General features: G+C 71.0%; 17 protein-coding genes. 12 read left to right on the top strand and 5 right to left on the bottom strand.

The annotated features are described in order from the left end of the window. Positions 1-287 precede the first annotated feature (287 nt). Positions 288-2,780 carry a DEAD/DEAH box helicase gene (locus tag ABD841_RS19435; protein WP_344973432.1) on the top strand — a complete coding sequence of 831 codons (2,493 nt, stop codon included), beginning with the start codon at positions 288-290 and terminating at the stop codon, positions 2,778-2,780. A gap of 122 nt (positions 2,781-2,902) precedes the next feature. Next, positions 2,903-3,418, top strand: a complete 516-nt coding sequence (locus ABD841_RS19430; protein WP_344973429.1) for a DUF2087 domain-containing protein — start codon at positions 2,903-2,905, stop codon at positions 3,416-3,418. Here the strand turns inward: ABD841_RS19430 and ABD841_RS19425 are convergent. Beyond that, positions 3,385-4,347, bottom strand: a complete 963-nt coding sequence (locus tag ABD841_RS19425; protein WP_344973426.1) for a helix-turn-helix transcriptional regulator — start codon at positions 4,345-4,347, stop codon at positions 3,385-3,387. The two genes, ABD841_RS19430 and ABD841_RS19425, sit on opposite strands and share 34 nt — an antisense overlap. Before the next feature lie 63 nt (positions 4,348-4,410). On the opposite strand from ABD841_RS19425, the gene ABD841_RS19420 reads away from it, so the two are divergent. Beyond that, complete coding sequence (locus tag ABD841_RS19420; RefSeq protein ID WP_344973423.1) at positions 4,411-6,663, top strand: excinuclease ABC subunit UvrA; 2,253 nt, start codon at positions 4,411-4,413, stop codon at positions 6,661-6,663. Positions 6,664-6,710: 47 nt separating this feature from the next. Here the strand turns inward: ABD841_RS19420 and ABD841_RS19415 are convergent, their stop codons facing one another. Next, positions 6,711-7,112 (bottom strand): hypothetical protein, encoded by a 402-nt coding sequence (locus ABD841_RS19415; protein WP_344973420.1) that lies wholly within the window; start codon positions 7,110-7,112, stop codon positions 6,711-6,713. A 155-nt stretch (positions 7,113-7,267) separates the two neighbouring features. Here ABD841_RS19415 and ABD841_RS19410 point away from each other — a divergent pair, with 155 nt between their 5' ends. The 6 genes from ABD841_RS19410 to ABD841_RS19385 all read left to right on the top strand — a co-directional run bounded on the left by ABD841_RS19410 (position 7,268) and on the right by ABD841_RS19385 (position 17,568). Continuing rightward, on the top strand, positions 7,268-8,215 hold the full coding sequence (locus ABD841_RS19410; protein ID WP_344973417.1) for a WD40 repeat domain-containing protein: 948 nt from the start codon (positions 7,268-7,270) through the stop codon (positions 8,213-8,215). Positions 8,216-8,561: 346 nt separating this feature from the next. After that, positions 8,562-11,870, top strand: a complete 3,309-nt coding sequence (locus tag ABD841_RS19405) for an ATP-binding protein (protein ID WP_344973414.1) — start codon at positions 8,562-8,564, stop codon at positions 11,868-11,870. A 506-nt stretch (positions 11,871-12,376) separates the two neighbouring features. Beyond that, complete coding sequence (locus ABD841_RS19400; protein WP_344973411.1) at positions 12,377-14,383, top strand: S9 family peptidase; 2,007 nt, start codon at positions 12,377-12,379, stop codon at positions 14,381-14,383. A gap of 20 nt (positions 14,384-14,403) precedes the next feature. Next, the gene (locus ABD841_RS19395; protein ID WP_344973409.1) at positions 14,404-14,598 is read left to right on the top strand and encodes a hypothetical protein; all 195 of its coding nucleotides are present in this window, start codon (positions 14,404-14,406) and stop codon (positions 14,596-14,598) included. Positions 14,599-14,933: 335 nt separating this feature from the next. Then, a complete protein-coding gene (locus tag ABD841_RS19390) occupies positions 14,934-16,028 on the top strand; it encodes a radical SAM protein (RefSeq protein ID WP_344973406.1) in 1,095 nt (364 codons plus the stop codon). A gap of 841 nt (positions 16,029-16,869) precedes the next feature. Further along, complete coding sequence (locus ABD841_RS19385) at positions 16,870-17,568, top strand: hypothetical protein (protein ID WP_344973404.1); 699 nt, start codon at positions 16,870-16,872, stop codon at positions 17,566-17,568. A gap of 147 nt (positions 17,569-17,715) precedes the next feature. Here ABD841_RS19385 and ABD841_RS19380 read toward each other — a convergent pair whose 3' ends face one another. Both ABD841_RS19380 and ABD841_RS19375 read right to left on the bottom strand, forming a co-directional pair. Then, positions 17,716-18,684, bottom strand: a complete 969-nt coding sequence (locus ABD841_RS19380) for a TAXI family TRAP transporter solute-binding subunit (protein ID WP_344973401.1) — start codon at positions 18,682-18,684, stop codon at positions 17,716-17,718. Beyond that, on the bottom strand, positions 18,681-20,606 hold the full coding sequence (locus ABD841_RS19375) for a TRAP transporter permease (protein ID WP_344973398.1): 1,926 nt from the start codon (positions 20,604-20,606) through the stop codon (positions 18,681-18,683). Before ABD841_RS19375 ends, ABD841_RS19380 begins: the two co-directional genes overlap by 4 nt. A gap of 254 nt (positions 20,607-20,860) precedes the next feature. On the opposite strand from ABD841_RS19375, the gene ABD841_RS19370 reads away from it, so the two are divergent. Continuing rightward, on the top strand, positions 20,861-21,976 hold the full coding sequence (locus ABD841_RS19370) for a pentapeptide repeat-containing protein (RefSeq protein WP_344973396.1): 1,116 nt from the start codon (positions 20,861-20,863) through the stop codon (positions 21,974-21,976). Further along, positions 21,954-23,150 (top strand): iron uptake system protein EfeO, encoded by a 1,197-nt coding sequence (efeO, locus tag ABD841_RS19365; RefSeq protein WP_344973393.1) that lies wholly within the window; start codon positions 21,954-21,956, stop codon positions 23,148-23,150. Before ABD841_RS19370 ends, efeO begins: the two co-directional genes overlap by 23 nt. A gap of 90 nt (positions 23,151-23,240) precedes the next feature. Here the strand turns inward: efeO and dusB are convergent, their stop codons facing one another. Beyond that, positions 23,241-24,362 carry a tRNA dihydrouridine synthase DusB gene (dusB, locus tag ABD841_RS19360; protein ID WP_344973390.1) on the bottom strand — a complete coding sequence of 374 codons (1,122 nt, stop codon included), beginning with the start codon at positions 24,360-24,362 and terminating at the stop codon, positions 23,241-23,243. Positions 24,363-24,455: 93 nt separating this feature from the next. Here dusB and ABD841_RS19355 point away from each other — a divergent pair, with 93 nt between their 5' ends. Next, on the top strand, positions 24,456-25,127 hold the full coding sequence (locus ABD841_RS19355; protein WP_344973389.1) for an ACT domain-containing protein: 672 nt from the start codon (positions 24,456-24,458) through the stop codon (positions 25,125-25,127). Positions 25,128-25,340: the final 213 nt, after the last annotated feature.

Here is a 25,340-nt window from a genome sequence, read left to right as displayed (position 1 = left end):
CGTCCCGGCGCCCCACGCCACCTCCACCCGCGTCACTCCCGCCGTCCCGGCGCCCCACGCCACCTCCACCCGCGTCACTCCCGCCGTCCCGGCGCCCCGCGTCACCCCGCCTCCCCACATCGCCCCCGCCGTCCCGGCCCAGCCCCCATCGATCAACCACCTTTGATCGCTATTTACAGCGAAAACACAAGGCTAACTACATAGAGTCACGCGCTTTACGCGAAATGCAGTCACATCCGTTGGCGCAGCCGGTCCGACCACCGCCAGTTCTTCGGCAGTATTGGACTGTGAGCCTTGTAGACCGCCTGCCAGAAGAGATCGACGCCGACCCCGACACCATCTTCGACGCCTTCGTCGAATGGAACTCCGAGCGGGGGCTCACCCTGTATCCGGCACAGGAGGAGGCGCTGATCGAAGTCGTCTCCGGCAACAACCTGATCCTCGCCACCCCGACCGGGTCGGGTAAGAGCCTGGTCGCCGCCGGTGCCCACTTCACCGCCCTCACCCGCGACGTGCGGACCTTCTACACCGCGCCGATCAAGGCTCTGGTGTCGGAGAAGTTCTTCGACCTGTGCGCGCTGTTCGGCACCGAGAACGTCGGGATGATGACCGGCGACGCGAGCGTGAACCCCGGGGCGCCGATCATCTGCTGCACCGCCGAGATCCTCGCCAACGTCGCGCTGCGCGACGGCGCCCAGGCCGACATCGGCCAGGTGGTGATGGACGAGTTCCACTTCTACTCCGAGCCCGACCGGGGCTGGGCCTGGCAGGTGCCGCTGCTGGAGCTGCCGAACGTGCAGTTCATCCTGATGTCGGCGACGCTGGGCGACGTCACCATGTTCGAGGAGGACCTCACCCGGCGCACCGGCCGGCCCACCGCGGTGGTCAAGAACGCCGAGCGGCCGGTCCCGCTGGTCTACTCCTACCGGCTGACCCCGCTGCACGAGACGCTGGAGGAGATGCTCTCCACCAACCAGTACCCGGTCTACGTCGTGCACTTCACCCAGGCCGCGGCCATGGAGCGGGCCCAGGCGCTGATGAGCATCAACATGTCGACCAAGGCGGAGAAGGAAGCGATCGCCGCCATGATCGGCAACTTCCGCTTCACCACCAGGTTCGGCAAGGCTCTGTCCCGGCTCGTGCGCCACGGCATCGGCGTCCACCACGCCGGGATGCTCCCGAAGTACCGCCGCCTGGTGGAGCGGCTCGCCCAGGCGGGCCTGCTGAAGGTCATCTGCGGCACCGACACGCTCGGCGTCGGCGTCAACGTGCCCATCCGGACCGTGCTGTTCACCGCGCTGTCGAAGTACGACGGCAACAAGGTGCGGCGGCTGCGCGCCCGCGAGTTCCACCAGATCGCCGGGCGGGCCGGCCGGGCGGGCTTCGACACCATCGGGTACGTCGTCTGCCAGGCCCCGGACCACGTCATCGAGAACGAGCGGGCGCTGGCCAAGATCGGCGACGACCCCAAGCGCCGCCGCGGCTACGCCAGGAAGAAGCCGCCGGAGGGCTTCGTCGGCTGGAGCGAGGAGACCTTCGAGAAGCTGCAGGCGGCCGAGCCCGAGCCGCTGAGCTCGCGTTTCAAGGTCAGCAACGCCATGCTGCTCGCGGTCATCAACCGCCCCGGCGACTGCTACGCGGCGATGAAGCACCTGCTGACGGACAACCACGAAGACCGCAAGTGGCAGCGGCGGCACATCAGCCAGGCCATCGCGATCTACCGTTCGCTGCTGGCCGGCGGGGTCGTGGAGAAACTGGGCGAGCCCGACGAGCACGGCCGGATGGCCCGCCTCACCGTCGACCTGCAGGAGGACTTCGCGCTGAACCAGGCGCTGTCCACCTTCGCGCTGGCCACCCTCGAACTCCTCGACATGGAGTCGCCGACCTACGCCCTGGACATGGTCTCGATCATCGAGTCGATCCTGGACGACCCCCGCCAGATCCTGTCGGCCCAGCTCAACAAGGCGCGCGGCGAGGCCGTGGCGCAGATGAAGGCCGACGGCATCGAGTACGAGGAGCGGATGGAGCTCCTCAACGAGGTCACCTACCCCATGCCCCTGGCCGACCTGCTGCTGGGCGCGTACGAGACCTACCGGCGCGGGCACCCCTGGGTGGGCGACTACACGGTCAGCCCGAAGAGCGTCGTGCGCGACATGTACGAGCGGGCGATGACCTTCGCCGAGTACGTCCAGTTCTACGAGCTGGCCCGCTCCGAGGGCACGGTGCTGCGCTACCTCGCCGACGCCTACCGGACCCTGGCGCGGACGATCCCCGAGCACCTCAAGACCGAGGACCTCGTCGACCTCATCGAGTGGCTCGGCGAGCTGGTCCGCCAGGTCGACTCCAGCCTCCTGGACGAGTGGGAGCAGTTGCAGAACCCCACCGGGGAGCTGGAGGCGCCCTCCCTGGAGGAGAGCGCCAAACCGGTCACCGCCAACACCCGCGCGTTCCGCGTGCTCGTCCGCAACGCGATGTTCCGCCTGGTCGAGCTGGCCGCCGTGGAGAAGGAGGACGAACTGGCGGAGCTGGCGCCCGACGTCGACTGGGGGGCCGCGCTCGACGCCTACTACGACGAGCACGAGGAGATCGGCACCGGCCCGAACGCCCGCGGCCCCGGCCTGCTCCGCATCGAGGAGGAGCAGGGGTTCTGGCGGGTCCGGCAGGTCATCGACGACCCGGCGGGCGACGGCGACTGGGGCATCGACGCCCAGGTCGACCTGGCCGCCTCCGACGAGGAGGGGCGTGCCGTGCTCCACGTCATCGGACTGAACCGTCTCTGAGCGCCTCCGGCGGTCCCGGGACCGCCGCGGCGCTCCTGGGCGGCGGGCTGCTGCTCCGGCTGCGCGACGCGTGAGCGGCCGGTCCGCCCCGGGCATCGGACGGGACCGGCAAGAATGGCGGCATGAACGACGAAGCGATCAGGCAGGTGCTCGGCCTGCTCTACCAGGAGGACACGCTGAAGGTGCTGTCGGCGCTCACGCTGGGCGGCACGCCCGAGGGGGCCGGGCTGGACAGGGAGGCGACGCGGCGGGCGCTGGACCGGTTGGAACGCGGCGGGCTGGCCGTGCGGGAGGAGGGCGGCGAGTGGCGGGTGCGGCGCGAGCGGTTCCGTGAGCTGCTGCACGCCACGGCCCGGCCCGCGTCCCCCGTCTCCGCGCAGGAGAAGGTACTGCAGTCCTTCCTCGTCGAGGGGCGGCTGCGGGCGATCCCCAGCAAGCGCGACAAGCAGCTGATCGTGCTCGACTACGTGGTCCAGGTCTTCGAGCCGGGAGTCCGCTACTCGGAGAAGGAGGTCAACGTCGCGCTGCGTGCCTTCCACGACGACTACCCGGCGCTGCGCCGCTACCTGGTCGACGAGGGCATGCTGAGCAGGGAGAACAACGTCTACTGGCGCAGCGGCGGCTCGGTCGACGCCTGAAGGCGGGCGGCCAGCACCCGGATGTGGTCGACCAGCTCGGGCGGCTCGTGGACGGTGAAGTCCAGCCCGAGCAGCCCGATGGTCAGGGCCAGCCACTCCAGCGAGTCGGCGCCGGTGCGCAGCAGGCAGCTCCGCTCGTCCAGCTCCTCGAGGACCCACCCGGGGCCGGAGAACCGCTCGGCGACCGCGGCCAGGGGCGCGTGCACGGTGGCCACCGCCCGGTGACGGGTGATGGGCGCGACGATGGACGCCTCGACGTACCCGGCGGGCGGCTCCCGCGGCGGGAAGCGGACGCCGGTGCCCCGCGGCGCGGTGAGCCGGTCCACGCGGAAGGTCCGCCAGTCCCGCCGGTCGACGTCCCACGCCACGAGATACCAGCGCCGCCCGGTGGAGGCCAGGCGGTACGGCTCGGCGAGCCGGCCGCCCTCCCGCCCGTCGCGGCTGCGGTAGCCGAAGCGGATCCGCTCGCGGTCGCGGCACGTCTGGGCCAGCAGTGTGAGGGTGCCCGCCTCGACGGTGGGCGTGCCGCCGACCGGCGCCACCGGCTGCGTCTGGGAGTGCAGGGTGCGCACGCGCCTCCGGAGCCGGGAGGGCAGGACCTGCTCCAGCTTCGCCAGGGCGCGGGCCGAGGTCTCCTCGATCCCGGCCACCGTGCCGCTCGCCGCGGCGCGCAGGCCCACCGCGATGGCGACGGCCTCCTCGTCGTCGAGGAGCAGCGGCGGCATGGCGGTGCCCGCCTCCAGGCGGTACCCCCCGGCCGGGCCGGTCGTCGCGTGCACCGGGTAGCCCAGCTCGCGCAGACGGTCGACGTCGCGGCGGAGCGTGCGCGCGCTGACCCCGAGCCGCCCGGCCAGCTCGGGGCCGGGCCACTCCCGGTGCGCCTGCAGGAGCGACAGGAGCTTGAGCACCCGTCCCGTGGTGTCCGCCATGGTGTCCACGATCCCACCGGTTGCGGCCAGGATCTGACCTGAACCGTGGATAGCGTCGCGGGAATGAGCCACATCGAGATAACGGGCGCCCGTGAGAACAACCTCAAGAACGTCTCCCTCAAGATCCCCAAGAAGCAGATCACGGTCTTCACCGGCGTCTCGGGGTCGGGCAAGTCGTCCCTCGTCTTCGACACGATCGCCGCGGAGTCGCAGCGGCAGCTCAACGAGACCTTCACCGCCTTCGCGCGCAACCGCCTCCCCCGGTACGGCCAGCCGGACGCCGACGCCATCGAGAACCTCTCGGCCGCGGTCGTCGTCGGCCAGCAGCGCCTCGGCGGCAGCTCCCGCTCCACCGTCGGCACCATCACCGACATCTACGCGCTGCTGCGGCTGCTCTACTCGCGCGCCGGAACGCCGCCCGCCGGCTACTCCAACGCGTTCTCCTTCAACGACCCGGCCGGGATGTGCCCGGAGTGCGAGGGCGTGGGCCGGAAGGTGGCCCTCGACGTCGATCTGGCCCTCGACCGGTCGAAGTCGCTGAACGAGGGCGCGATCCTGCTGCCGGGCTTCCGGGTCGGCACGTGGTACTGGAAGACGTACACCCACTCGGGGCTGTTCGACAACGACAAACCGCTGGCCGACTACACCGAGGCCGAGTGGGAGACACTGCTGCGCGGCAGCGGGCCGGACGTCTACTTCGAGACGCAGGGCGGGACGGTCCCGCAGAAGTACGAGGGGATCGTCGACAAGTTCCACCGGCTCCACATCAACCGGGACGTCGAGAGCACGTCCCGGCGGGAGGAGGTGATGGCGTTCGTCTCCGCGCAGACGTGCCCGCTGTGCGGGGGCGCCAGGCTCAACCAGGCGGCGCTGGCCTGCCGGATCGGCGGGCGCAACATCGCCGAGCTGGCCGCGATGGAGGTCCGGCACCTGGTGGACGTGGTCGCCGCGATCGACGACCCGGTCGCGGTGACGATGGTCCCGGCGATCCTCACCCGGCTCCGGCACATGGTCACCATCGGCCTGGGATACCTCAGCCTGGACCGGCCCACGCTCAGCCTCTCCGGCGGGGAGTCGCAGCGGATCAAGATGGTCAAGCACCTGGGCAGCAGCCTGACCGACATGACGTACATCTTCGACGAGCCCACCATCGGGCTGCATCCGCGCGACGTGACGAACATGAACGAGCTGCTGCGCGAGCTGCGGGACAAGGGCAACACCGTGCTCGTCGTCGAGCACGACCGTGACGTCATCGAGATCGCCGACCACGTGGTGGACGTCGGGCCCCGCGCCGGGACGCACGGCGGTGAGATCGTCTACGAGGGCGGCGTGGAGGGGCTGCGGCAGGCCGGCACCCTCACCGGGCGGCACCTGCGCCGCAACCGGCCGCTCAAGGCGTCGTTCCGGGAGCCGACCGGCGCGCTGCCCGTCGTCGGCGCGAACGTCCACAACCTCAGGGACGTCACGGTCTCCTTCCCCGCCGGGGTGCTCACCGTGGTCACCGGGGTGGCCGGGTCGGGCAAGAGCAGCCTCGTCAACGGGGCGTTCCTGGCCGCGCACCCGGACGCGGTGGTGATCGACCAGTCGGCGGTCGGCACCTCCGTCCGGTCCACCCCGGCCACCTACACCGGGCTGATGGACGAGGTCCGCAAGCTGTTCGCCGCCGCGGGCGGGGTCAGCCCCGCGTTGTTCAGCTTCAACTCCAAGGGCGCCTGCCCGGAGTGCCGGGGGCTCGGGGTCATCTACATCGACCTGGCGTTCATGGACGGGATCACGTCGATGTGCCAGGTGTGCCGGGGACGGCGGTTCCGGGAGGAGGTCCTCCGGCACACGCTGCGCGGCAGGTCGATCTCCGACGTGCTGGAGATGACGGTGGGCGAGGCCGCGGAGTTCTTCACCGAGCCGGGACCGCTGCGCACGGTCCGCACCCTGGAGGAGGTGGGGCTGGGCTACCTGGGACTCGGCCAGCCGCTCAGCAGCCTGTCCGGGGGTGAGTGCCAGCGGATCAAGCTGGCCGGTGAGCTCCACAAGAAGGGCAGCGTCTACGTGATGGACGAGCCGACCACCGGCCTGCACATGGCGGACGTCGGGCACCTGCTGGCGATCATGGACAACCTGGTGGACGGCGGCAACACGGTCATCGTCATCGAGCACAACCTCGACGTGATCAAGAACGCCGACTGGGTCATCGATCTCGGCCCCGACGGCGGCGACCGGGGCGGCACCGTCGTCTTCGAGGGCACACCCCTGCGCCTGCTCGACGAGCCGGGCTCCCTCACCGCCGAGCACCTCCGCCGCGACCTCGCCCGGCGCTGACCCCGGCAGCTGTTCCGGCCCCGGCCCGCCCCACCGGGGCCGGTTCCCTATCGGGAGAACCAGCGTCGCGCCGCGGCCCCGGACAACGTGGTGAGCACGATGACGGCCAGGGAGAAGTCCAGCAGCACGAGGAGGTTCACGCCCACGGCCGAGGTGGCCAGGCTGTAGCCCCGGTCCAGGATCACGGCCCCTTCGATCCCGATGCCCGCGAGACGCACCCACCGCCTGCGCGAGGCGAAGCCCGCCGACAACGCGCCGACCAGGATCACGGCCACGGGGTAGAGGTACATGACGCCCGGCAGGGCACCGATCCCCGGCATGCCGCTGAGGAGGAGAACGCCGAGGAGGAGCAGGAACCCCAGCGCGCCGAGAACCACCTGCGCCCACATCATCCACCGGGCGGCCCGCACACCGCCGGGCATGCCCTCGCTCTGGCGCGGATCGGACAACAGACCTCCCGGTGGACGGGTACGGAAGCGGGGCGTCCCACCGAGCATATGGAGATCATCAAGCGCACGCCACGGGCGGCACGGCATAGCCGGAAACCCGTATGTGTGTATTAGTACCGGGAAAAACCAGCGCCTTCCCGCTACCGTCACCGGCCATGAGAAAGCCCTCTTTCTGGAGATCGATGAAGGTCCAGGACCACGGAGGCGCCATGTGCGCGGTGGCCATCGCCCCCGACGGGACGTACTACGCCAGCGGAGCCCGTGACGGCTTCGTGTACCTGAAGGCCACGGACAAGCCGCTCACCGCACCGTCGAGGTCTTTCATCGGTCACCGCGGCACGGTGAAAAAGATCGCTATCGCCCCGGACGGCACCTGGATGGCCAGCGCCTCCGAGGACGGCACCGTACGCCTGTGGGAGATCGATCCGGCCGGGCTCGGCCGCACCGATCCCGCCGCCGCCTCGGCCGTCCTCACCGGTCACACCTCCGGCGTCCGCGGAGTCGCGATCTCCCCCGACGGGACCTGGCTGGCCAGCGCCTCCGAGGACGGCACCGTACGCCTGTGGAACGCCGACGGGACCGAACGCGCCGTCCTGACCGGCCACGACGGCACCGTGTTCACCGTCGCGATCTCCCCCGACGGAGCCTGGCTGGCCAGCGCCTCCCGCGACCACACCGTACGCCTGTGGAACGCCGACGGGACCGAACGCGCCGTCCTGACCGGCCACGACGGCACCGCGTACTCCATCGCGATCTCCCCCGACGGGACCTGGCTGGCCGCCGCCTTCAGCGACCACACCGTACGCCTGTGGAACATCGACGGGACCGAACGCGCCGTCCTGACCGGCCACGACGGCACCGTGTTCGCCGTCGCGATCTCCCCCGACGGAGCCTGGCTGATGAGCGCGGGCTATGACCGGACCATCCGCATGTGGGGCGCCGACGGGACCGAACTCGACGTCCTCACCGGCCACGCCGAGGAGGTGTTCGACGTGGCGATCGGCCCGAAGGGGAGCCGGGTGGTCAGCGTCTCCGACGACGCCAGCGTACGCGTGTGGTGGACGGCCGCCGCCGAACTCGGGATCACCGTGACGATCACGTGAGGCGGCCGGTCCCCCGCGGCAGGGTGCGGTGAGCGGGCGGAGACCGCCTCGCCCCGGGCCGCGAGGCGAAGCGCCGGGTGGGACGCCGCGGAGCGGCACGGCGAGACGCGGCCGGCCCCGGGCCCCGGCCCGCGTATTCAGCCCGGCGGCGGAGTTCGGATCACCCCAGCGGCGGATGAGGTGACAGGCTGCCTCGCCGTACAGTCCCCGGCGTGTGGATGTCGCGGAGTCCGGAGAACCCCGGTGACGATGATGCGCGGGAGGCCGTGAACGGCACCGGCGCGCACGTGACAGGCCGTCCTGCCGCAGCGGTCCCGTTCGCTGCGCCGATCCGTGGGTGGTAGGGATGGAGTTCCGCGTTCTCGGCCCGGTGGAAGCGTACGACGACGGGGTGCCCGTCGATCTCGGTGGACGGCGCCAGCGCACGGTACTGGCCCGGCTCCTGATAGCGCAGGGAGCAGTCGTCTCCGCGGACACGCTGGTGGACGACCTGTACGGCGGCGCACCGCCGGCGAGTGCCCTGTCGGCGCTGCAGTCGTTCGTGTCCCATCTACGCCGGGCCATCGAACCTCGGCGTAGCCCTCGCACCCCGTCTCAGCTGCTGATCAGGCGCCCGCCGGGCTACCTGCTCGCCACCACCGACGTCGACGCGATCCACTTCACCGACCTCGTCACCCTGTCGGAGTTCCGCTCGCCGGGAGAAGCGGCCGCCTCCCTTGACAAGGCGTTGCGGATGTGGCGCGGTCTTCCCTACGGCGAACTCGGTGACGAGGCGTGGGCGACCGCGGAGGTGGCCCGGCTACGCGAGCTGCGTCTGGTGGCGGTCGAGCGGCGTGCCCAGGCGCTGCTGGACCTCGGCCGTCCGCAGACGGTGATCTCCGAATTGGAAACCGAGACGGCCGAGAACCCGCTGCGTGAGCGACTGTGGTGCCTGCTCGCCCTCGCCCTGTACCGCACCGGCCGCCAGGCCGAGGCGCTGGCCGTGCTCCGCCACGCCGGGAAGCTCCTGGCCGAACAGCTCGGCCTCGACCCCGGCCCCGAGCTGCGGGCTCTGGAGAACGACATCCTCCGGCAGGTCGAGTCACTGGATCTCGTCACCACCGCCATGACGCTCCGTTCCCCGGCGGGGACCGTACCGCCACGGCGGATTCTGCGCGGCCGGGAGGAGCAGCTCGCGGAGCTGACGGCGCTGCCGGTCCGTACCGCGCAGAGCGGCGTGGCCGTCGCCGCGGTGAGCGGCGAGCCGGGCATCGGCAAGACCCGCCTGCTGGAGGCGTTCCGCGACCACTGCGCCGGCCTCGGCTACCTCGTGCTCTGGGGACGCTGCCATGACACCCAGGGGGCGCCGCCGTTATGGCCCTGGCTCCAGGTTCTGGGGGCGCTTGAGCAGCACTGCCCGCCCCCGGACCGGCCGGCCCTGGCCGGGCTTCTCGACGACGAGAGCCCCACCGGCTCCACCGACGGGGCGCTGCTCCGCCGCAACCAGGCCGTCATCCAGTGGCTGGCCTCGGCCGCGCAGGTCCGCCCACTCGTGATCATCCTGGATGACCTGCACTGGGCCGACCCCGCGTCGCTCGAACTCCTCAGGGACGTGATCATCCTCTCCGGCGGGCCGGCGGCGAGCACCCCGCTCACGCTGGTCACCGCGTTCCGTGACACGGCGCCCGGCACCGGCGTGGACAAGGTGCTGGAACGCCTCGCCCGTTACGACCTGCTCCGCCTCCCTCTCAGTGGCCTCGGGACCGACGCCGTACGCGCCGTCGCCGCCGACGTGGGCACCGAGGTGGACGAGCCGACCGCCCGCCGGCTGGCCGAGCGCACCGGCGGCAACCCGTTCTTCGTCCGGGAGAGCGCCCGGCTGCTCGCCCAGGGCCGCGCCCTGGACACGGTGCCGGGCGCGGTCGCGGAGCTGATCCGCCAGCGGCTCACCGCACTCGGGCCGCAGGTCGGCGAGGTGCTCAGGATCGCGGCGGTGATCGGCCGGGACTTCGCCCCCGCCGTCGTCGCCGACGTCGGCCACGCCCCCGTCTACGACGCGCTCGACCAGGCGGTCCAGGCAGGACTCATCACCGCCCACGCCGATCGCATGGTCTTCATTCACGATCTCGTCCGCGAAGTCATCCTTTGCGACATCCCGCCCCTCCGCAAAGCGACCGTCCACCGCGACGTCATGACCGCCCTGGCCGGTCGCCCCAGCACCGACGTCGCCGTGATCGCCCACCACGCCGTCGAAGCCGGTCCCGCCGCGTACGGGGAGGCCGTCCGCTGGGCCAGAGCCGCCGCCGAACAGGCCGGCCGCCGTCTGGCCTACAAGGAGGCGGCCACCTGGTGGGGCCGGGCCGTCGCCGCCCACGGTGCCGCCACCGGCGACCCCGAGACCCACGTCGAACTGCTGCTGCGACAGGTGCGCGCCCTCCTGGAGGCGGGAGACGCGCTCGGCGCGCGGCAGGCCCGCGCGGAGGCCGTACGGATCGCCGACCGCTCCGGGGCACGCCCGGAACTGACCGCCCTGGCCCTGACCGCTCTCGACGCCCCCTCGATCTGGACACTGCGCAATCCGTACGAGGCGGTGGAGCTCCGGCTCGTGCACAGGTTCGAGACCGCGCTCCGCGAGCTTCCCGACACCGACAGCCCCGAGCGGGCCCGGCTGCTGAGCGGCCTGGCCCAGGAACTGTACGACGGGAACGACGATCCGCGCCGGAGCGCCCTGTCGTCCGAGGCCATCGAGATGGCCCGCCGGCTGCGCGACCCCCATCTGCTGCTGCAGATGCTCAACGGTCGGTGCCTTGCGCTCCCGAGGCTCCCGATCCATGTCCACGAACTGCTGAAGATCGCCGCCGAGATGCGCGACGTGGCCGTTCGCGCTCAGGCGCCGGGGTTCGAGCTGCTCGCACAGATGATCTACACCCATATGCGGCTGGAGATCTTCGACGTGCCGGGCGCGGACGAGGCCGCCGCGTGCTGCGACGCCATGCTGGAACGGCTGCCGTTGCCCTGGCCCCGTTTCCAGCACACCGTGTGGCGGGGCCTCAGGATCGCGCTGGACGGCCGGTTCGACGACGCCGAGACCGTGTACGCCGACGCGGAACGCCAGGCCGAGCGCATCGGCATGTGGTACGCGGGAGTGATAGTGGCCACCGGGCGCCTGCTGCTCCACTACCACCGGGGCACGATGGGCCACGCCGGGCCGCTGATCGACGCGATCACCGGGATCCAGGCTTCCATGGACCACGACGCGAGGGTCCTGCACCTGTGCGCCGAGGGCCGTGTCGAGGAGGCGCGGCGGCTGGCGGCGGAGGGGTGGCCGCCGCCGGTCACCGACTGGGCGTGGCTGACCCTGACCTGCTTCCAGGCGGCGGCGCAGGCCGCCGTCGGGGACATTCCGGCCTGCCGCGCGAGCTACACCGAGCTGCTTCCGTACAGCGGGCGCGTATCGGTGGGATCCGGGGTGGCCGGCCTGGGGCCCGTCGACTGGTTCCTGGCCCTGCTGGCCTCGGCCGTGGGCGACCGGGACACCGCGGGAAGACATCTCACAACGGTGACGCAACTGGCGGGCGAGGCCGGGCTGACCTGGTGGCGGCAGCGTGCCGTGGCCGCGGAGAGGGCGTTGCGCCAGGAACGGCAGATCATCCCTTATCGGTGCGGGAGGCGCTGAACGGCAGCGAGGCGCGCGGAGACCGCCGCCATGCCCATGGGCTGCCGCCCGAACCGTGGCGGCCGGCCCGCGCCTCCGGTGGAACGCGACACCTCAGACACCACAGTGTGATCCCGCACGGCCCTCCCGCTCCGCCCAAGACCTCGACATCACGATCGCGTACTGATCGCGCCCGGGGCCGGCGCCCCCGTCCCGGCCGACCGGATCACCGAAGCCGGGACTCACGAACACTTGGCCCGGCTTAAGACGCCTCCATGGCCCCCTGCCCGGCCCGCACCGCGCCCGGGCCGCGTTCCGCCTGGACACAGCCGTCAGCACGGCGCCGCAAGACTCGTAAAAACCTTTAAGCCATCCCCAAGTCTCTCTCTGCAGCCTAGGGGAGGACAGCGACCTTCATTGTGACAAGTCGGCATGGATCGACATGGGACAGAGGCGACAGAAGTTGCGGGGGCATGGACATGCGAAGTTCCAGCGAAGGCGAAGTCTCCGGTGGGGATTGTCACCTGTTGAAGGACATCGCCAAGACGGCCCTACCCCTGCCGGCCGCGGCCGACTACCGCGACGAGGCCGCCTGGTGGGCCGACGGGCCGGGAGGTAAGGCCAGGCTGCCGCACTGGTGCAACGACTCTTCCGGGGTGGGCACGTTCCCGGTCCGACTGTATGCGGCCACCGGGGATACGCGGTTCCGGGAGGCCGCCGCGCCGCCCGGAGCAGACCCCCTGCCGAATGCCCGCAGGTTCGGCTTCCGCTTCTCCGGGCGCGGGCGGTACATCGCCTGCCTGACCGGCCAGGGTCACCACCGTCTCGCCCCGGAGCTATGGGATCTCACGGGCCCCGCACCACAGCGCCGGGGGCTGCCCACCCGCGACGGCGAGACCTCGTGGACGCCGCCGGTCCCCACCGACGACGGCGACCTCCTGCTGTGCCGCACCGATCGCGACTTCACACGGCTTCTCCTCGTCGCTCCCGCCCCAGGCGGGGACTCCGTGCACGGCGCAGACGCTGAGGAGCATGAACTGTGCGCCCTCCGCAGCCGGGGTCTCAGGCTCGTTCCGTGCCCCGTCGCGGGAACGGCGGCCCTGATGTTCGAGGCGAGCGCCGACAGGCGCACCACGGTGTGGCGCGTGTCCGGCCGGGCCGAACCGCCGGAGCTGATCACCAAGCTGCCCGGCCCGGTCAGCGGAGGAGTCTGGCTCGACGACACAGGCGGGCGTTTCGCCCTGACCTCTCAGGAGCCGGGGACGGCGAGAACCCTGACCCTGGACCTGTCCCGGGGCACTCTCGCCCCCCTGGGCGGTCCGGCGCGCGACGAACACCTGCTGCTGGCCGCACCCCGGACCGGGACACTGCTCACCGCCGCGATGCGTGACGGCGCCTACCGCCTGGGCCTCCGTCACCTCGACGGCGAGGGCCCCACCGCCTTCCCCGAGCGGTTGAACTCGATCGAGGGCATCGTGACGCCGCTGGCCCTGGACCCCACCGGGCGGCACCTGGCGCTGGCGGTCACCCGCGGCGCCCGCTCCCACCTATTCCTGCACGATCTGGCCGACGACACCACCGGTGAGGTCGGCCTGCCGCCCGGGGTCCTGTACCCGGCCGCGCACTGGAGCGCCGTCGGCCTGCACCTGATCCACAGCGCCCCCGACCGCCCGCTCGGCGTGGTGACGGTGCCCGAGCCGTCCCGGCCGCGGATCCTGTCCGCGCCTGAGGACCACCGGGTCCGGTGGGCGCCCGCGCGCACGCGGGACTACGACGGCCCGGTGGGACGCATCGAGGCCGTCGTCTACGGTGACCCCGCCGCCGGCGGCCAGGTGGTGCTCGCCCTGCACGGCGGCCCCGAGGCCGCCTGGCAACTGGACTTCGACCCGCTGTTCCAGTGCCTGGCCGCGGCCGGGATCGCGGTGGTCGCACCCAACCAGCGCGGCAGCACCGGATACGGTCCCGCCCACCGCGATGCCATCCACGGCGCCTGGGGCGGGCCCGACCTCGCCGACATCCTCCACCTGGGCCGCGCCCTGGCCGCCGCGCGCGGACCCGACCGCGAGCGGCCCATGCTGTACGGCGCCAGCTACGGCGCCTACCTGGCGCTGCTGGCCGCCGCCGCGCAGCCGGACCTGTGGGCCCGCGCCGCGGTCGTCGCCCCGTTCCTGTCCGGCCGGAAACTGTACGACGACGGGCCGGACTCGGTGTGCAACCTGATCGACCGGCTCCGTGGACGCGAGGAGATCCACGACGAGCTCGGCCCCCGTGACCTGCTACGGCTGGCCGACCGCATGCTCCTGCCCCTGCTGATCGTGCATGGCGAGCAAGACCCCCTCATCCCGGTCACCCACTCCCGGCGCCTGATCGACCGGCTGCGCGAGGGCGAACACCGCGACGGCGCGGACCTGACCTACCTGGAGGTCCCCGGCGCCGGCCACGACCCGCTGTCCGAGACCGGCGGGCACCTCATCCTTGACCACGTCGCCGACTTCCTGCGCACCGGCCCCTCTACCTCACCGAAAAACCGATGATCACCAAGAAAGGAAATGTCATGGAACTCGACATCACCGTCCTGGAAACGCTCCCCGCCCCTGCGGAAGCCCGGCTGTTCCCGCGTCCGCCGAGGCTCGACCTGAGCTCGCTCCACGAGGACATGCCCCTCTCTCCCTGGGAGTCCCAGCCACGGTCTCGTGCGGCGGCCTGCGGAGCCCAGGACGACCTGCCGGCCGAGCGGCACCATGGCTGACACCCGCTGAGGGGGAATGGACGGCCGCCACGCCGTGATCGGCCAGGCATCCCGTAGACCCTGCGGCGAAGCCGGGGATGTGCCCGGCTTCGCCGCAGGCGGCAACACCCGCGTTCCAGTCGCTTCTGGGCGTCCTCCCGTCATCGCGGCGGCCTGGTCTGTCGCCGAGGCGGCTCCGGCGCTGCCGTCCGGGCCGCTCATCCAGGCCGCCCTCGACCTCGGCTTCCTGACCGGCCATCCGGGCGCCGGTCTGGGCCGGTCTGGGCCGATCAGGAAGCCGACGCCCGGCTGCTCGACCACGCCGAACTCGCGCCGGCAGACGACGACAGGAAATTATGAGCACCGTTAACGGTCCCAGTGACGTCGTGTGGGACGTCACCTACGCCTGCCCTCTGCGCTGCGCACACTGCTACTCCGAATCGGGCAGGCGACCGGCGCGGCAACTGAGCCATGACGAGATGCTCCGGGTCGCCGACGCGATCGTCTCCCTGCGTCCGGAGTCGGTGGAGTTCGCCGGCGGTGAACCGCTGCTGATCAAGGGGATCTGCGACGTCGCCGAGCGCATCGCGCGGGCGGGAATCGCGGTCAACCTTTACACCAGCGGCTGGACGTTCACCTCGGAGATGGCCGAGAACGTCATACGGGTGTTCTCCCAGATCACCGTGAGCGTCGACGGCGCCGACGCCGACGTCCACGACCGGATTCGCGGACGGGCCCGCTCCTTCGAGCGGGCGATGAACGCCCTGGCCCTCCTCGACGATCTCTCCGGGCGGCGCACTGCCTCGGGTGAGGAACCCGTGGAGTTCGGCATCGACTGCGCGGTCATACGCGGCAACTTCCACCAGATGGAGAAGTTCTGCACGGCGATCGCTCCCCGGCTTCCGCGGCTGCGCTTCCTCACCTTCGGTGCCGCGGTGCCGTCCGGGTTGGCCAGCCGGCCCGGATTCAGTGACCACGAGTTGCTCACGAACGAGCAACTCCGCACGCTGACCAGCGCCGAGCACACTCGGCGCCTGCGCTCCCTGGTGCCGGCCTCGGTGCGGGTGACGACGACCGACAACTTCGTACTTCTGATGCGCCCCGACGTCGTCGCGCGCTTCGGATTCCCGCTGATGCAGGTGGAGCCCGATGGAGAAGTGCGTGCGATGCCCATCTACGAGGGGACTGTGGGAAGCATCCTGAGGGAGTCGCCCGCCGTGCTCTGGGAACGCGCCGTCGCACGGTGGAGCGATCCGTTCGTGACCGAGACCCTGTCCGCGGTGCGCTCGATGGCCGACTGGGCCGAGGCGGCCCGGCGCATCGACCACCACTTCGGATCCGACGAGGTCCGTCGTCGCATGAATCGCCGCCCGGCCTACCCCGACGGCCCGAACCGTGGCGGCCGGCCCGCGCCTCCGATGAAACGCGACACCTCAGACACCACAGTGTGATCCCGCACGGCCCTCCCGCTCCGCTCAAGACCTCGACATCACGATCGCGTACTGATCGCGCCCGGGCCGCGTTCCACCTGGACACAGCCGTCAACACGGCGCCGCAAAACTCGTAAAAACCTTTAAGCCATCCCCAAGGCGCGGCAGGCAGGATCTCCATGACCTTCCACATGGGAAACAGCGCGAAGAGACCGCATGGGCCGGTTACCCTCATGGCGCAGCCGCGGCGCTCTTCCCCGCTCCCCCATGCCGAGCCACACGGCGGGAGAAACCCGGTGAGAACATGCAAAATCGCCGCCGGTCCGGTGAACGGACCACCCGGCACAGCGGCACTTCCGGCCTCCGCCCGGGTGCCGGACGCGGCCGGCACCCGGGAAGTCTTCCCGGCAACCCGGGTTGCCACCCCCTGATCACCTTGGCCGGACATCCTTCGGATGACCCCGTAATCATCGGCTGGCCGAGACGCCCCCGCGGGTCATCACGGCCGGCGAACACAAGAGCCGGGGCCCGGTGGAGGTTCTCCCGACGAGGGAAGTCAGGTCCTCCCGGGAAGCCGGATCCAACCTCCGCGCCCAAAGACTGAACCCTGAAGACACTTTTATCGATGCGCGCCCGGCCGGACGTCACGGCAACCAAGAAGACCGTCGCCTCGGGCGGTGAGTCAAAGGACGGCCCGGGACGGGCCGCAGCAGGGGTTTCGTGTCCCAAAGACCGTAAGTAGCCCACGCGCCGGCGGGCGGGGCGGTGACCCAGGCGATCAGCGGCGATCACCCCCGGCCACGAGCGGCGCCCCAGGCGCCGCCACGCACTTCCCGATGACATCAACCTTTTCGGAGGAATCATGACAAGACCACGTCAGGCCCTGCCGTCCACCGCCCGGCGCATCGCCGCGGTGGCCGTCGCCACCACCGCGGGAATCGCCTGTTCGCTCACCCCGGCCGCCGCCATGGACGAGCAGCGGGTGACCGTGAGCAACTTCACCACGATCGGCCCCGAGCAAACGGGGCCGGTCAGTGTGAAGTGCCCGAAGAAGCATCCATACCTCGTCGGCCTGACCGCCACGGGAACGGGCCAGGGAACCGGCCCGTTCGACCCGATACACAGAACCCAAGGTCAAGAGACGAAGGTCAAAGTCGACGCCGTCACGTTGGCCAACTCGCCGGAGTCTTCCAGGATCACGTTCACCAATTCCAGCAAGTACAAGGACCAGGAGAAACCCGAGGTCAGGGTCAAGATGGAGATCACCCTGGAATGCTCGAACGTCGATCCGGGCAAGCTCCCGGAGACGATCAACGTCTCGACCATCGGGTACACGGTCGATTATGAGAGCCCCACTGGGGGCTTGATAAAAACGTGGCTGATCACCCAGTGCCCCACCGGAACTCACACCGCCGGCGGCCACACCCAGTACGACCACGACAAGGTGAGCACCAATGACTACGAGCACGTCGTCACCGCCAGGGAGTGGAAGGCGCCCTACTGGGGGGACGGGACCAAGAAGTACGAGATCATCCAAACCGTCTGGTGCACCAAGGACTGAGTTGCATGGCACTTTGTCCCCGGGCACCGGCCCACGGGTCCGGCGATCCGCGGACCGTCGCCCGGCCGCCGGACCGTCACCGCGATTCCCGTGCGGAGCCGGGCCGGACGGCCCCTCACCGGGATCGCGGCTCCGAGGCGGAGGCGGTCAGCCGTAGTACTTCCTCGCCCCGTCGTGCAGGGGCACCGGGTCGGTCTTCGGCGCGTTGTCGCGGGTGATGTCCTTGGCCGCGGGGTGGACCTTCTCCAGTTCCGCCTTGCGGTCGAACAGCAGCCCGGCCAGGTCCCCCGCCAGGACGGGGTCCATCCTCTCGTGCACGACGAGCAGGTTGGGCACCGTGATCGTGGGCACGCCGGCCGGGGTCGCGTAGACGTCCTTGGCGATCGTGCCCGCGGCGTACACCTGGCCGTGGTCGCGCTGCATCGCCGGCAGCACCCCGTCCAGCGGGACGAAGGCGACCTCTCCCTTGAGGGAGGTCAGCAGGTCGGTGATGCCCGGCGTGGGCAGGCCGCCGGACCAGATCAGGGCGTCCAGGTCGCCGTCCTTGACGGCCTGCACGCTCTCGGGCAGGCCCAGGGACTGGCGGGTGACGTCCTTGTCCGGGTCGAGGCCGGCCGCCCGCAGCAGGCGCAGCGCGATCACCTCGGTGCCGGAGTTCGGCGAGCCGGTGGAGACCCGCTTGCCCCGCAGGTCGGCCACGGACCTCACGCCCGCGGCGGTGGTGGCGACGACCTGGGTGGAGTTGTCGTACAGGCGGGCGATGGCGCGGATCGGCTGCGGCGAGGTGAAGGCGCCCTTGCCCGCGACGGCGTCGGCGGCGGAGTCGGCGAGGGTGAAGGCGATGTCGGAGTCGCCCCTGACGACCCGCTGGATGTTCTCCACCGAGGCGCCGGTGGCTTCGGCCGTGGCCTGGTAGCCGGGGATGTTCTTGCCGATCTGGTCGGCCAGCCCGCCACCGAGGACGTAGTAGACGCCGGTGGTGTTGCCGGTGGCGATCGACAGCCGCTTGCCCGCGGCGGTCTGCCCCCCGGTCCGCTCGGCCGACCGGTCGCCGCCGCAGCCGCCGAGGAACAGCGCCGCCGCGGCCAGCAGGACGGCCACCCGTTTTCCAGTCATAACGGTGTCTCTCTTCTCGTACGCATCACCAGATGGAGGGAGACGGCCAGGAGCAGGGCGCCCGCCCCGGCGAGCACGGGCACGGGCGACAGGAACAGCAGCAGCACCGCGGCCGCCCCGCACAGCGCCCGCTCGGCGGGCCCCGCCGGACCGAGCAGCCGCCCCCCGGTGGCGGCGGCCAGCGCGGCGACCGCGAGGGCCGAGACCGCCGTGACCGCCAGGACCTCGCCCGTCGTGCCCTGGGCCAGCAGCGCCGATCCGGCCGGGGTCAGCACGAAGGCGAAGGGCACCAGGAAGGCGGGCAGCGTGTACTTCCAGGTGGCCATCATGGTCCGGTAGGCGTTGCCGCCGGTGATGGCCGAGGCCGCGAAGGCCGACAGCGCCGTGGGCGGGCTGACCTCCGAGAGCACGGCGTAGTAGAAGATGAACATGTACGCCTCGGCCTGGCTGACGCCGAGGTTCATCAGCGCGGGCCCGATGATGACCGCCGCGATCACGAACGACGCGGTCACCGGCACGGCGAGGCCGAGCACCAGTACCGCCAGCGCGCACAGCAGCGCGGTGACGGCGAGGTTCCCGCCCGAGACGCCGACGATCAGCGAGCTGGCCTTGAGGCCCAGCCCGGTGAGCGTGACCACCGCGACGATCAGCCCGGCGGCGGCGCAGGTCGCCGCGACCGGGAGCGCCCCCGTGGTGCCCGCGGCCAGGGCGCGCACCGCCCTGCGCGGGGTCAGGGCGTGCTCGCGGTCGAGGAAGGAGAGGACGGCGGCCAGCAGCGTCGCGTACACCACCGCCCGGAACGGCGACTGCCCCAGCGCCATCAACCCGACGATCACGAACAGCGAGCTGAAGTGGTAGCCGAACCGCCTGACCAGCGGCCAGAGCCGGGGCGCGTCCGCCTCGACCGGGCGGGTGCCGTACGTGCGGGCGTCGATCTCGATGGCCAGGAAGACGCCCAGGTAGTACAGGACCGTGGGAATCGTGGCGTACAGCAGGACGGTGAGGTAGCTCACCCGCATGTACTCGGCGATGATGAACGCGGCCGCGCCCAGCGTGGGGGGCGACAGGATCGCCCCGATGCCCGCGGCCGCGAGCACTCCCCCGCCCTGCTCGGGCGGGTAGCCCGCCCGGCGCAGGATCGGCCAGGCGACGCTGCCCACGCTGACCGTCGTCGCGACGCCCGAGCCGCTGACCGTGCCGAGCAGGAACCCCGCCAGGGTGACCGTGCGGCCCGGCGCGGAACGCGAGCGGCGGAACGCGGCCAGGGAGACGTCCACGAAGAACCGGCCGGCACCGGAGTGGTCGAGGACCGCCCCGTAGATCGTGAACAGGATGATGTACGTCGCCGCCACGTCCAGCGGCACGCCGTACACCCCGTCGGTGCCCATGACGAACGAGGCGATGATCCTGTCGATGTCGTAGCCGCGGTGCCCGATGACCCAGTCGAAGGGCAGGTGGCCGCCGTAGTAGGCGTAGGCGGCGAAGGCGACGCAGACGGCGGGGAGGATCCAGCCGACGGTGCGGCGGCAGGCCTCCAGGATCAGCAGCACGATGACCGCCCCGGCCGCCACGTCGAGGGGCGTCGGGGCGAACGCGCGCCGGATGAAGTCGTCGAAGACGGCCAGCGGGTAGAGGCAGGCCGCGAGTGAGAGCGCGGCCAGCACCCAGTCGACGGCGCCCGGCCGGTCGGTGCCCCGCCGGCCCGGCTTGTAGCAGACGAAGGTGAGCGGCAGCACGACCGCGAGGAAGAGCATCCGGTACGGCAGCACGGCACCGGGCCGGAAGGCGTGGTAGAGCACGTAGAGCGAGAGCGCGAAGGTGACCAGGGTGACGGCCGGCGCCACCCGGCCCCGCAGGCGGCGGGCGGGCCGCTCCGCGTCGAACTCCGCGATCAACGCGTCCGCTGATGTGGTGCTCGTCAAGCGCCGTCTCCAGGTGAGCCGCGACATCTGACGGCAGGTTACCCACGCGGCTGACGCCCGCCCGTCAGGACGCGGTCACATTCTGGTCACGCCGGTTATGCGAAGACCGCGAGCCGATTTATCACCAGCCGTTATTAGTAGCCAATTATCCATATCGGTCACTTTAAGTAACGATTTAGATACACATCCACGGAGTGGTCGCACGAACGTGATGTCATTCACCTGTGAAAAGAGGCAAGGCTTACCTTATTTTGTTGATCTTTTTGACGGCGGCCACATTGACGGCCGCCACCTTCCTGCTTTTCTCCATACCGCCGGCCGACCGGATCTCCGCGAGAATCGGCGAATTCCTCTCCCCCGCCTCGAAAGACGGCCTGATCAACTGGATCAAAATAGGCGTCCTCCTCCTCATCCTGCTCGTCCCCCTGACGGTGGTCCTGCTGGGGCCGGTCGCCCACCGGCTGTCCGGGCTGCCCCGGGAGGACCCGCGGCAGGACGCGCCCGGCGCCCTGAGCGCCAAGGAACGCGTCGAGGCGGTGAACTCGACCCGGCAGATGCTGATGCAGGCCGCCACCGGCCTGGCCTTCGCGGTGGGCGCGGTCTTCACGATCCTCGGGCTGGTCTACACCGCGCAGACCCTCGCCACCACGCAGGAGAGCCAGATCACCGACCGCTACACCCGGGCGACGCAGCAACTCGACTCGGACAAGAGAGCGGTCCGGCTGAGCGCGGTCTACGCGCTGGGCCGGATCGCGAGCGACTCCGAGCGCGACCACGAGACGGTGACCGAGGTGCTGACCGCCTTCGTCCGCGAGCAGTCCGAAAAGGACCGGGCCCAGCGGGAGAAGGCGGCCAGGCGGAGCAGCGCCGTACCGGCGCCGAGCATCGACATCCAGGCCGCGATGACGGTCATCGGAGACCTGCGCCGTACGAGCGAGGCGAGGGGGACCACGACGCGGGGGCCGAACCTGCGGGGGATCGAAGTCCCCTACGTGGACCTGCGGGACACCTATCTCAGCGTCGCCTCCCTCTCCGACAGCGACCTGAGCAACGCCAACCTCGAGAACGCCCGGCTGAACGGCGCCGACCTCCGGAAGGTCGACCTGACCGGTGCCCGGCTCATCGGCGCCGACCTGAACTCGGCCCATCTCGACTCCGCGCGCCTGCCGGAGGCCGAGCTCATCGGCGCCGACCTCACGGGCGCGGACCTCAACGGCGCGGACCTGCGGAACGCCACGCTCCGCGGCGCCGACTTCAGCGGCGCGAACCTGGAGAACGCGGACCTGACCGGCGCCGACCTGCGCGAGGCCGTCAACCTGACCGAGGAGCAGAAGCAGGAGGCGAAAAGTGTCAAGGACGCCACGTTCTGAGGCGCGGCCTCGGAACCGCCTCGGGACGGCCCGCCCGCTCCCCGCGCTGGTGCTCCTCCTGGTCGCGACGGCGGCGTGCGGGAACGGCAAGCCCGACACCCCTCCGGCCACGACCCGGGAGGTCACCGTCGAATCCAGTGACGACAAATGCCTCCTCACCCCGGGAAAGGTCCTTCCGGGCTCGATCAGGTTCGAGATCCGGAACACCGGGAGGGAAGCGACGGAGTTCTATGTGTACGGCCCCGACAGGAAGATCCTCGGCGAGGAGGACAACATCGAGGCGGGCAGGACCGGAACGATGATCATCGAACTTTATCCCGGAACCTTCGAGACCGCCTGCAAACCCGGCCACCGGGAACCGGGCCCGGGACTGCGGCAGCCCGTTCTCGTCGTCGAAGGGGGAAACGCCCCCTCGGACAGCATCGGCAACCTGAAACGACGGGCGGCCCGGGACTACAAGACGTGGGTCGAGGGACAGGTCTCCGAACTCCTCAAGGAAACGCGCTCCTTCACCAATGCGATCAAGAAAAAGGACCTCGAAAGGGCCAGAAAGCTCTTCGCCCCGACCAGGGTCTACTACGAGTCCATCGAACCCGTCGCGGAGAAGATCGGCGGCAGGCAGGGGGAGATCGACGCGAACATCGACGAGCGCAGGATGGATCCGACGGCCGTCCGGGAGTGGACGGGGTTCCACCGCCTGGAAAGGAGCCTGTGGGAGACACGGGCCCTCACCGAGGAGGACGGAAAGATCGCCGATCGCCTGCTCGTCGACATCCAGCGGCTCAAGACGCAGATCGCCGCCGAGGAGTTCAACGCGCTGGACCTGTCCAACGGGGCCGCCAGCCTGCTGGCCGAGGTGGCGACAACGAAGATCACCGGGGAGGAGAACGAGTACGCCGGGACGGACCTGTCGGACTTCGCGGCCAACGTGGACGGCGCCAAGACCGCTATCAAGTACCTGCGGGAGCCGCTCCTCGTGCGTGACACCAAGCTCTGGCTCGACATCGTGACCGAGTTCGACAAAATCGAGGCGGTGCTGGAGCGGCACCGCATCCCCGGGAAGGGCTGGAAGAACTACCGGGACGTCACCCTCGCGGAGAGAAGGGCGCTGCAGAACGCCCTCAACGCGATCGCGGAACCCGTCAGCAAGGTCACCGCGGTCATCAAGGGCTGACCGCCCGCACGACGCGGCCGGCCTCACCCCGCGGGCACTCCCCGGTCACCCTGCCCCGCGGGCCTTCGCCCTCCCCCGCCCTCCCCGCCGTCAGCCGCCGGAGGTGTCGAGCTCGGCGTCGGCCTCGGGAACGGCGAGGTCGTACGGGTCGTCCAGCCAGCCGGCGGGCAGGTGGACCCGGTCGCGCGGGTGGGTCTTGCCCCGGGGGGCGTCCACGCCGTCGGGCCACGGCTGGGCGGGGTCGAGCTCGGCGAGTCCCTCGCGCAGCCCGGCGAGGGACTCCGCGGTGGCCAGGCGGCGGCGGAGGTCGGCGCCGACGACGAAGCCCTTGAGGTACCAGCCGACGTGCTTGCGGAAGTCGGCCACCGCGTGCGGCTCGCTCCCGAAGCACTCGGTCAGCAGGGCCGCGTGCCGGTCCATGGTGGCGGCGACCTCGCCCAGCGAGGGGCGGCGCCGCTCGCCGCTCCCCTCGCACATGGCCGCCAGGTCGGCGAACAGCCACGGGCGCCCCAGGCAGCCCCGGCCCACGACGACACCGTCGCAGCCGGTCAGGTCCATCATCCGGCGGGCGTCGTCGGCGCTCCAGATGTCGCCGTTGCCGAGCACCGGGATCTCCGGCACGCTCTCCTTCAGCCGCGCGATCGCCGCCCAGTCGGCGGTGCCGCCGTAGTGCTGGATCGCGGTGCGCCCGTGCAGCGCGATCGCCGCGACGCCCTCCTCCACGGCGATCCGCCCGGCGTCCAGGTAGGTCAGGTGGTCGTCGTCGATGCCCTTGCGCATCTTCACGGTGACCGGGAGCGTGCCGGCGTTGCGTACGGCCTCGCGCAGGATGGCGCGGAACAGGTTCCGCTTGTACGGCAGGGCGGAGCCGCCGCCCCGGCGGGTCACCTTGGGCACCGGGCAGCCGAAGTTGAGGTCGACGTGGTCCGCCAAGTCCTCCTCGGCGATCATGCGGACGGCCCGGCCGACGGTCACCGGGTCGACCCCGTAGAGCTGGATGCTGCGGGGGTTCTCCCGCGGCCCGAACCGGATCATCTTGAGCGTCTTGGCGTTGCGCTCCACCAGCGCCCGCGTCGTGATCATCTCGCAGACGAACAGGCCACCGCCCTGTTCCCGGCAGAGGGTGCGAAACGGCGCGTTGGTGATCCCCGCCATCGGCGCGAGGACGACCGGTGGCCACACCTCCAGAGATCCCAGCTTCAACGACTCCACCTGGTTGTTCTACCGCACCACCGCGAGCGGGACGAATCCGTCGCTGGGTATGGTGGCCCTGACGTAGTCAGACGTGAAATGGGAGGCTCGCGGATGCTCCTGCGGCTGCGGATCGCACTGCCCGACCAGCCGGGCTCCCTGGGGAAGGTGACCCGTGTCCTCGGCGCGGCCGGGGCCGACATCACCCAGGTGGTGGTCCTCGACCGCGGCGAGGGCCGCGCGCTGGACGACATCACCGTCTACTGGCCCGACTCGGCTCCCCGCGAGCCTCTGGTGGAGGGGCTGGAGAGCGTGCCGGGCGTGGTGGTCGAGGGCGTGTGGGGCACGCGCGAGGCGCCGGGCACCTACCCGGAGCTGGAGATCCTCAAATACATCACCACGGCGGGCGACCGCGCCCTGGCGACCCTGATCGACTCCATGCCGGTGCTGTTCAGCGCCGACTGGGCGGCGGCGGCGACCGAGCGGGTGCCGCGTACGATCGTGCACTCCAGCTGGCGAGCCCCGGAGGAGGTCCCGTTCCCCGACGAGACCCCCGGCCGCCCCACGGCGTCCACCCTCCCCTCCGGCCTCCACGTGATCGCCGCCCCGCTGCCGCCGCTGGCCCTGACCTTCCTGCTGGCCCGCGCCGACGGCCCGGCCTTCCACCGGATCGAGGTGCACCGCCTCACCCGGATCCTGGAGATCTTCCTCACCCTGCCGGCGGTCGAGCGCAGCGTCGCCCGTCAGCTCCGCCGCCCGGCCGAGCAGTCCGGTTCGGCGGGCTGACCGGGGGTCCGGCCCGGCGGGCGGAGCCGTCCGGGCGGGCCGCGCGGGCGGTCCCCGGCGGACCCGGCCTGACGGGTGGCTGAACGCGCGGTTACGCAAGCACCCGGAAAACCCGCTAGAGTTCTCTCGTCGCCACGGGGAGCGAAACCCCGGGGAAGACACGCGGAAGTGGCTCAGTGGTAGAGCATCACCTTGCCAAGGTGAGGGTCGCGG

This window comes from Streptosporangium fragile, from assembly GCF_039534445.1.
GTDB lineage: Bacteria > Actinomycetota > Actinomycetes > Streptosporangiales > Streptosporangiaceae > Streptosporangium > Streptosporangium fragile.
This window is presented reverse-complemented; position numbering and strand designations above follow the sequence as displayed.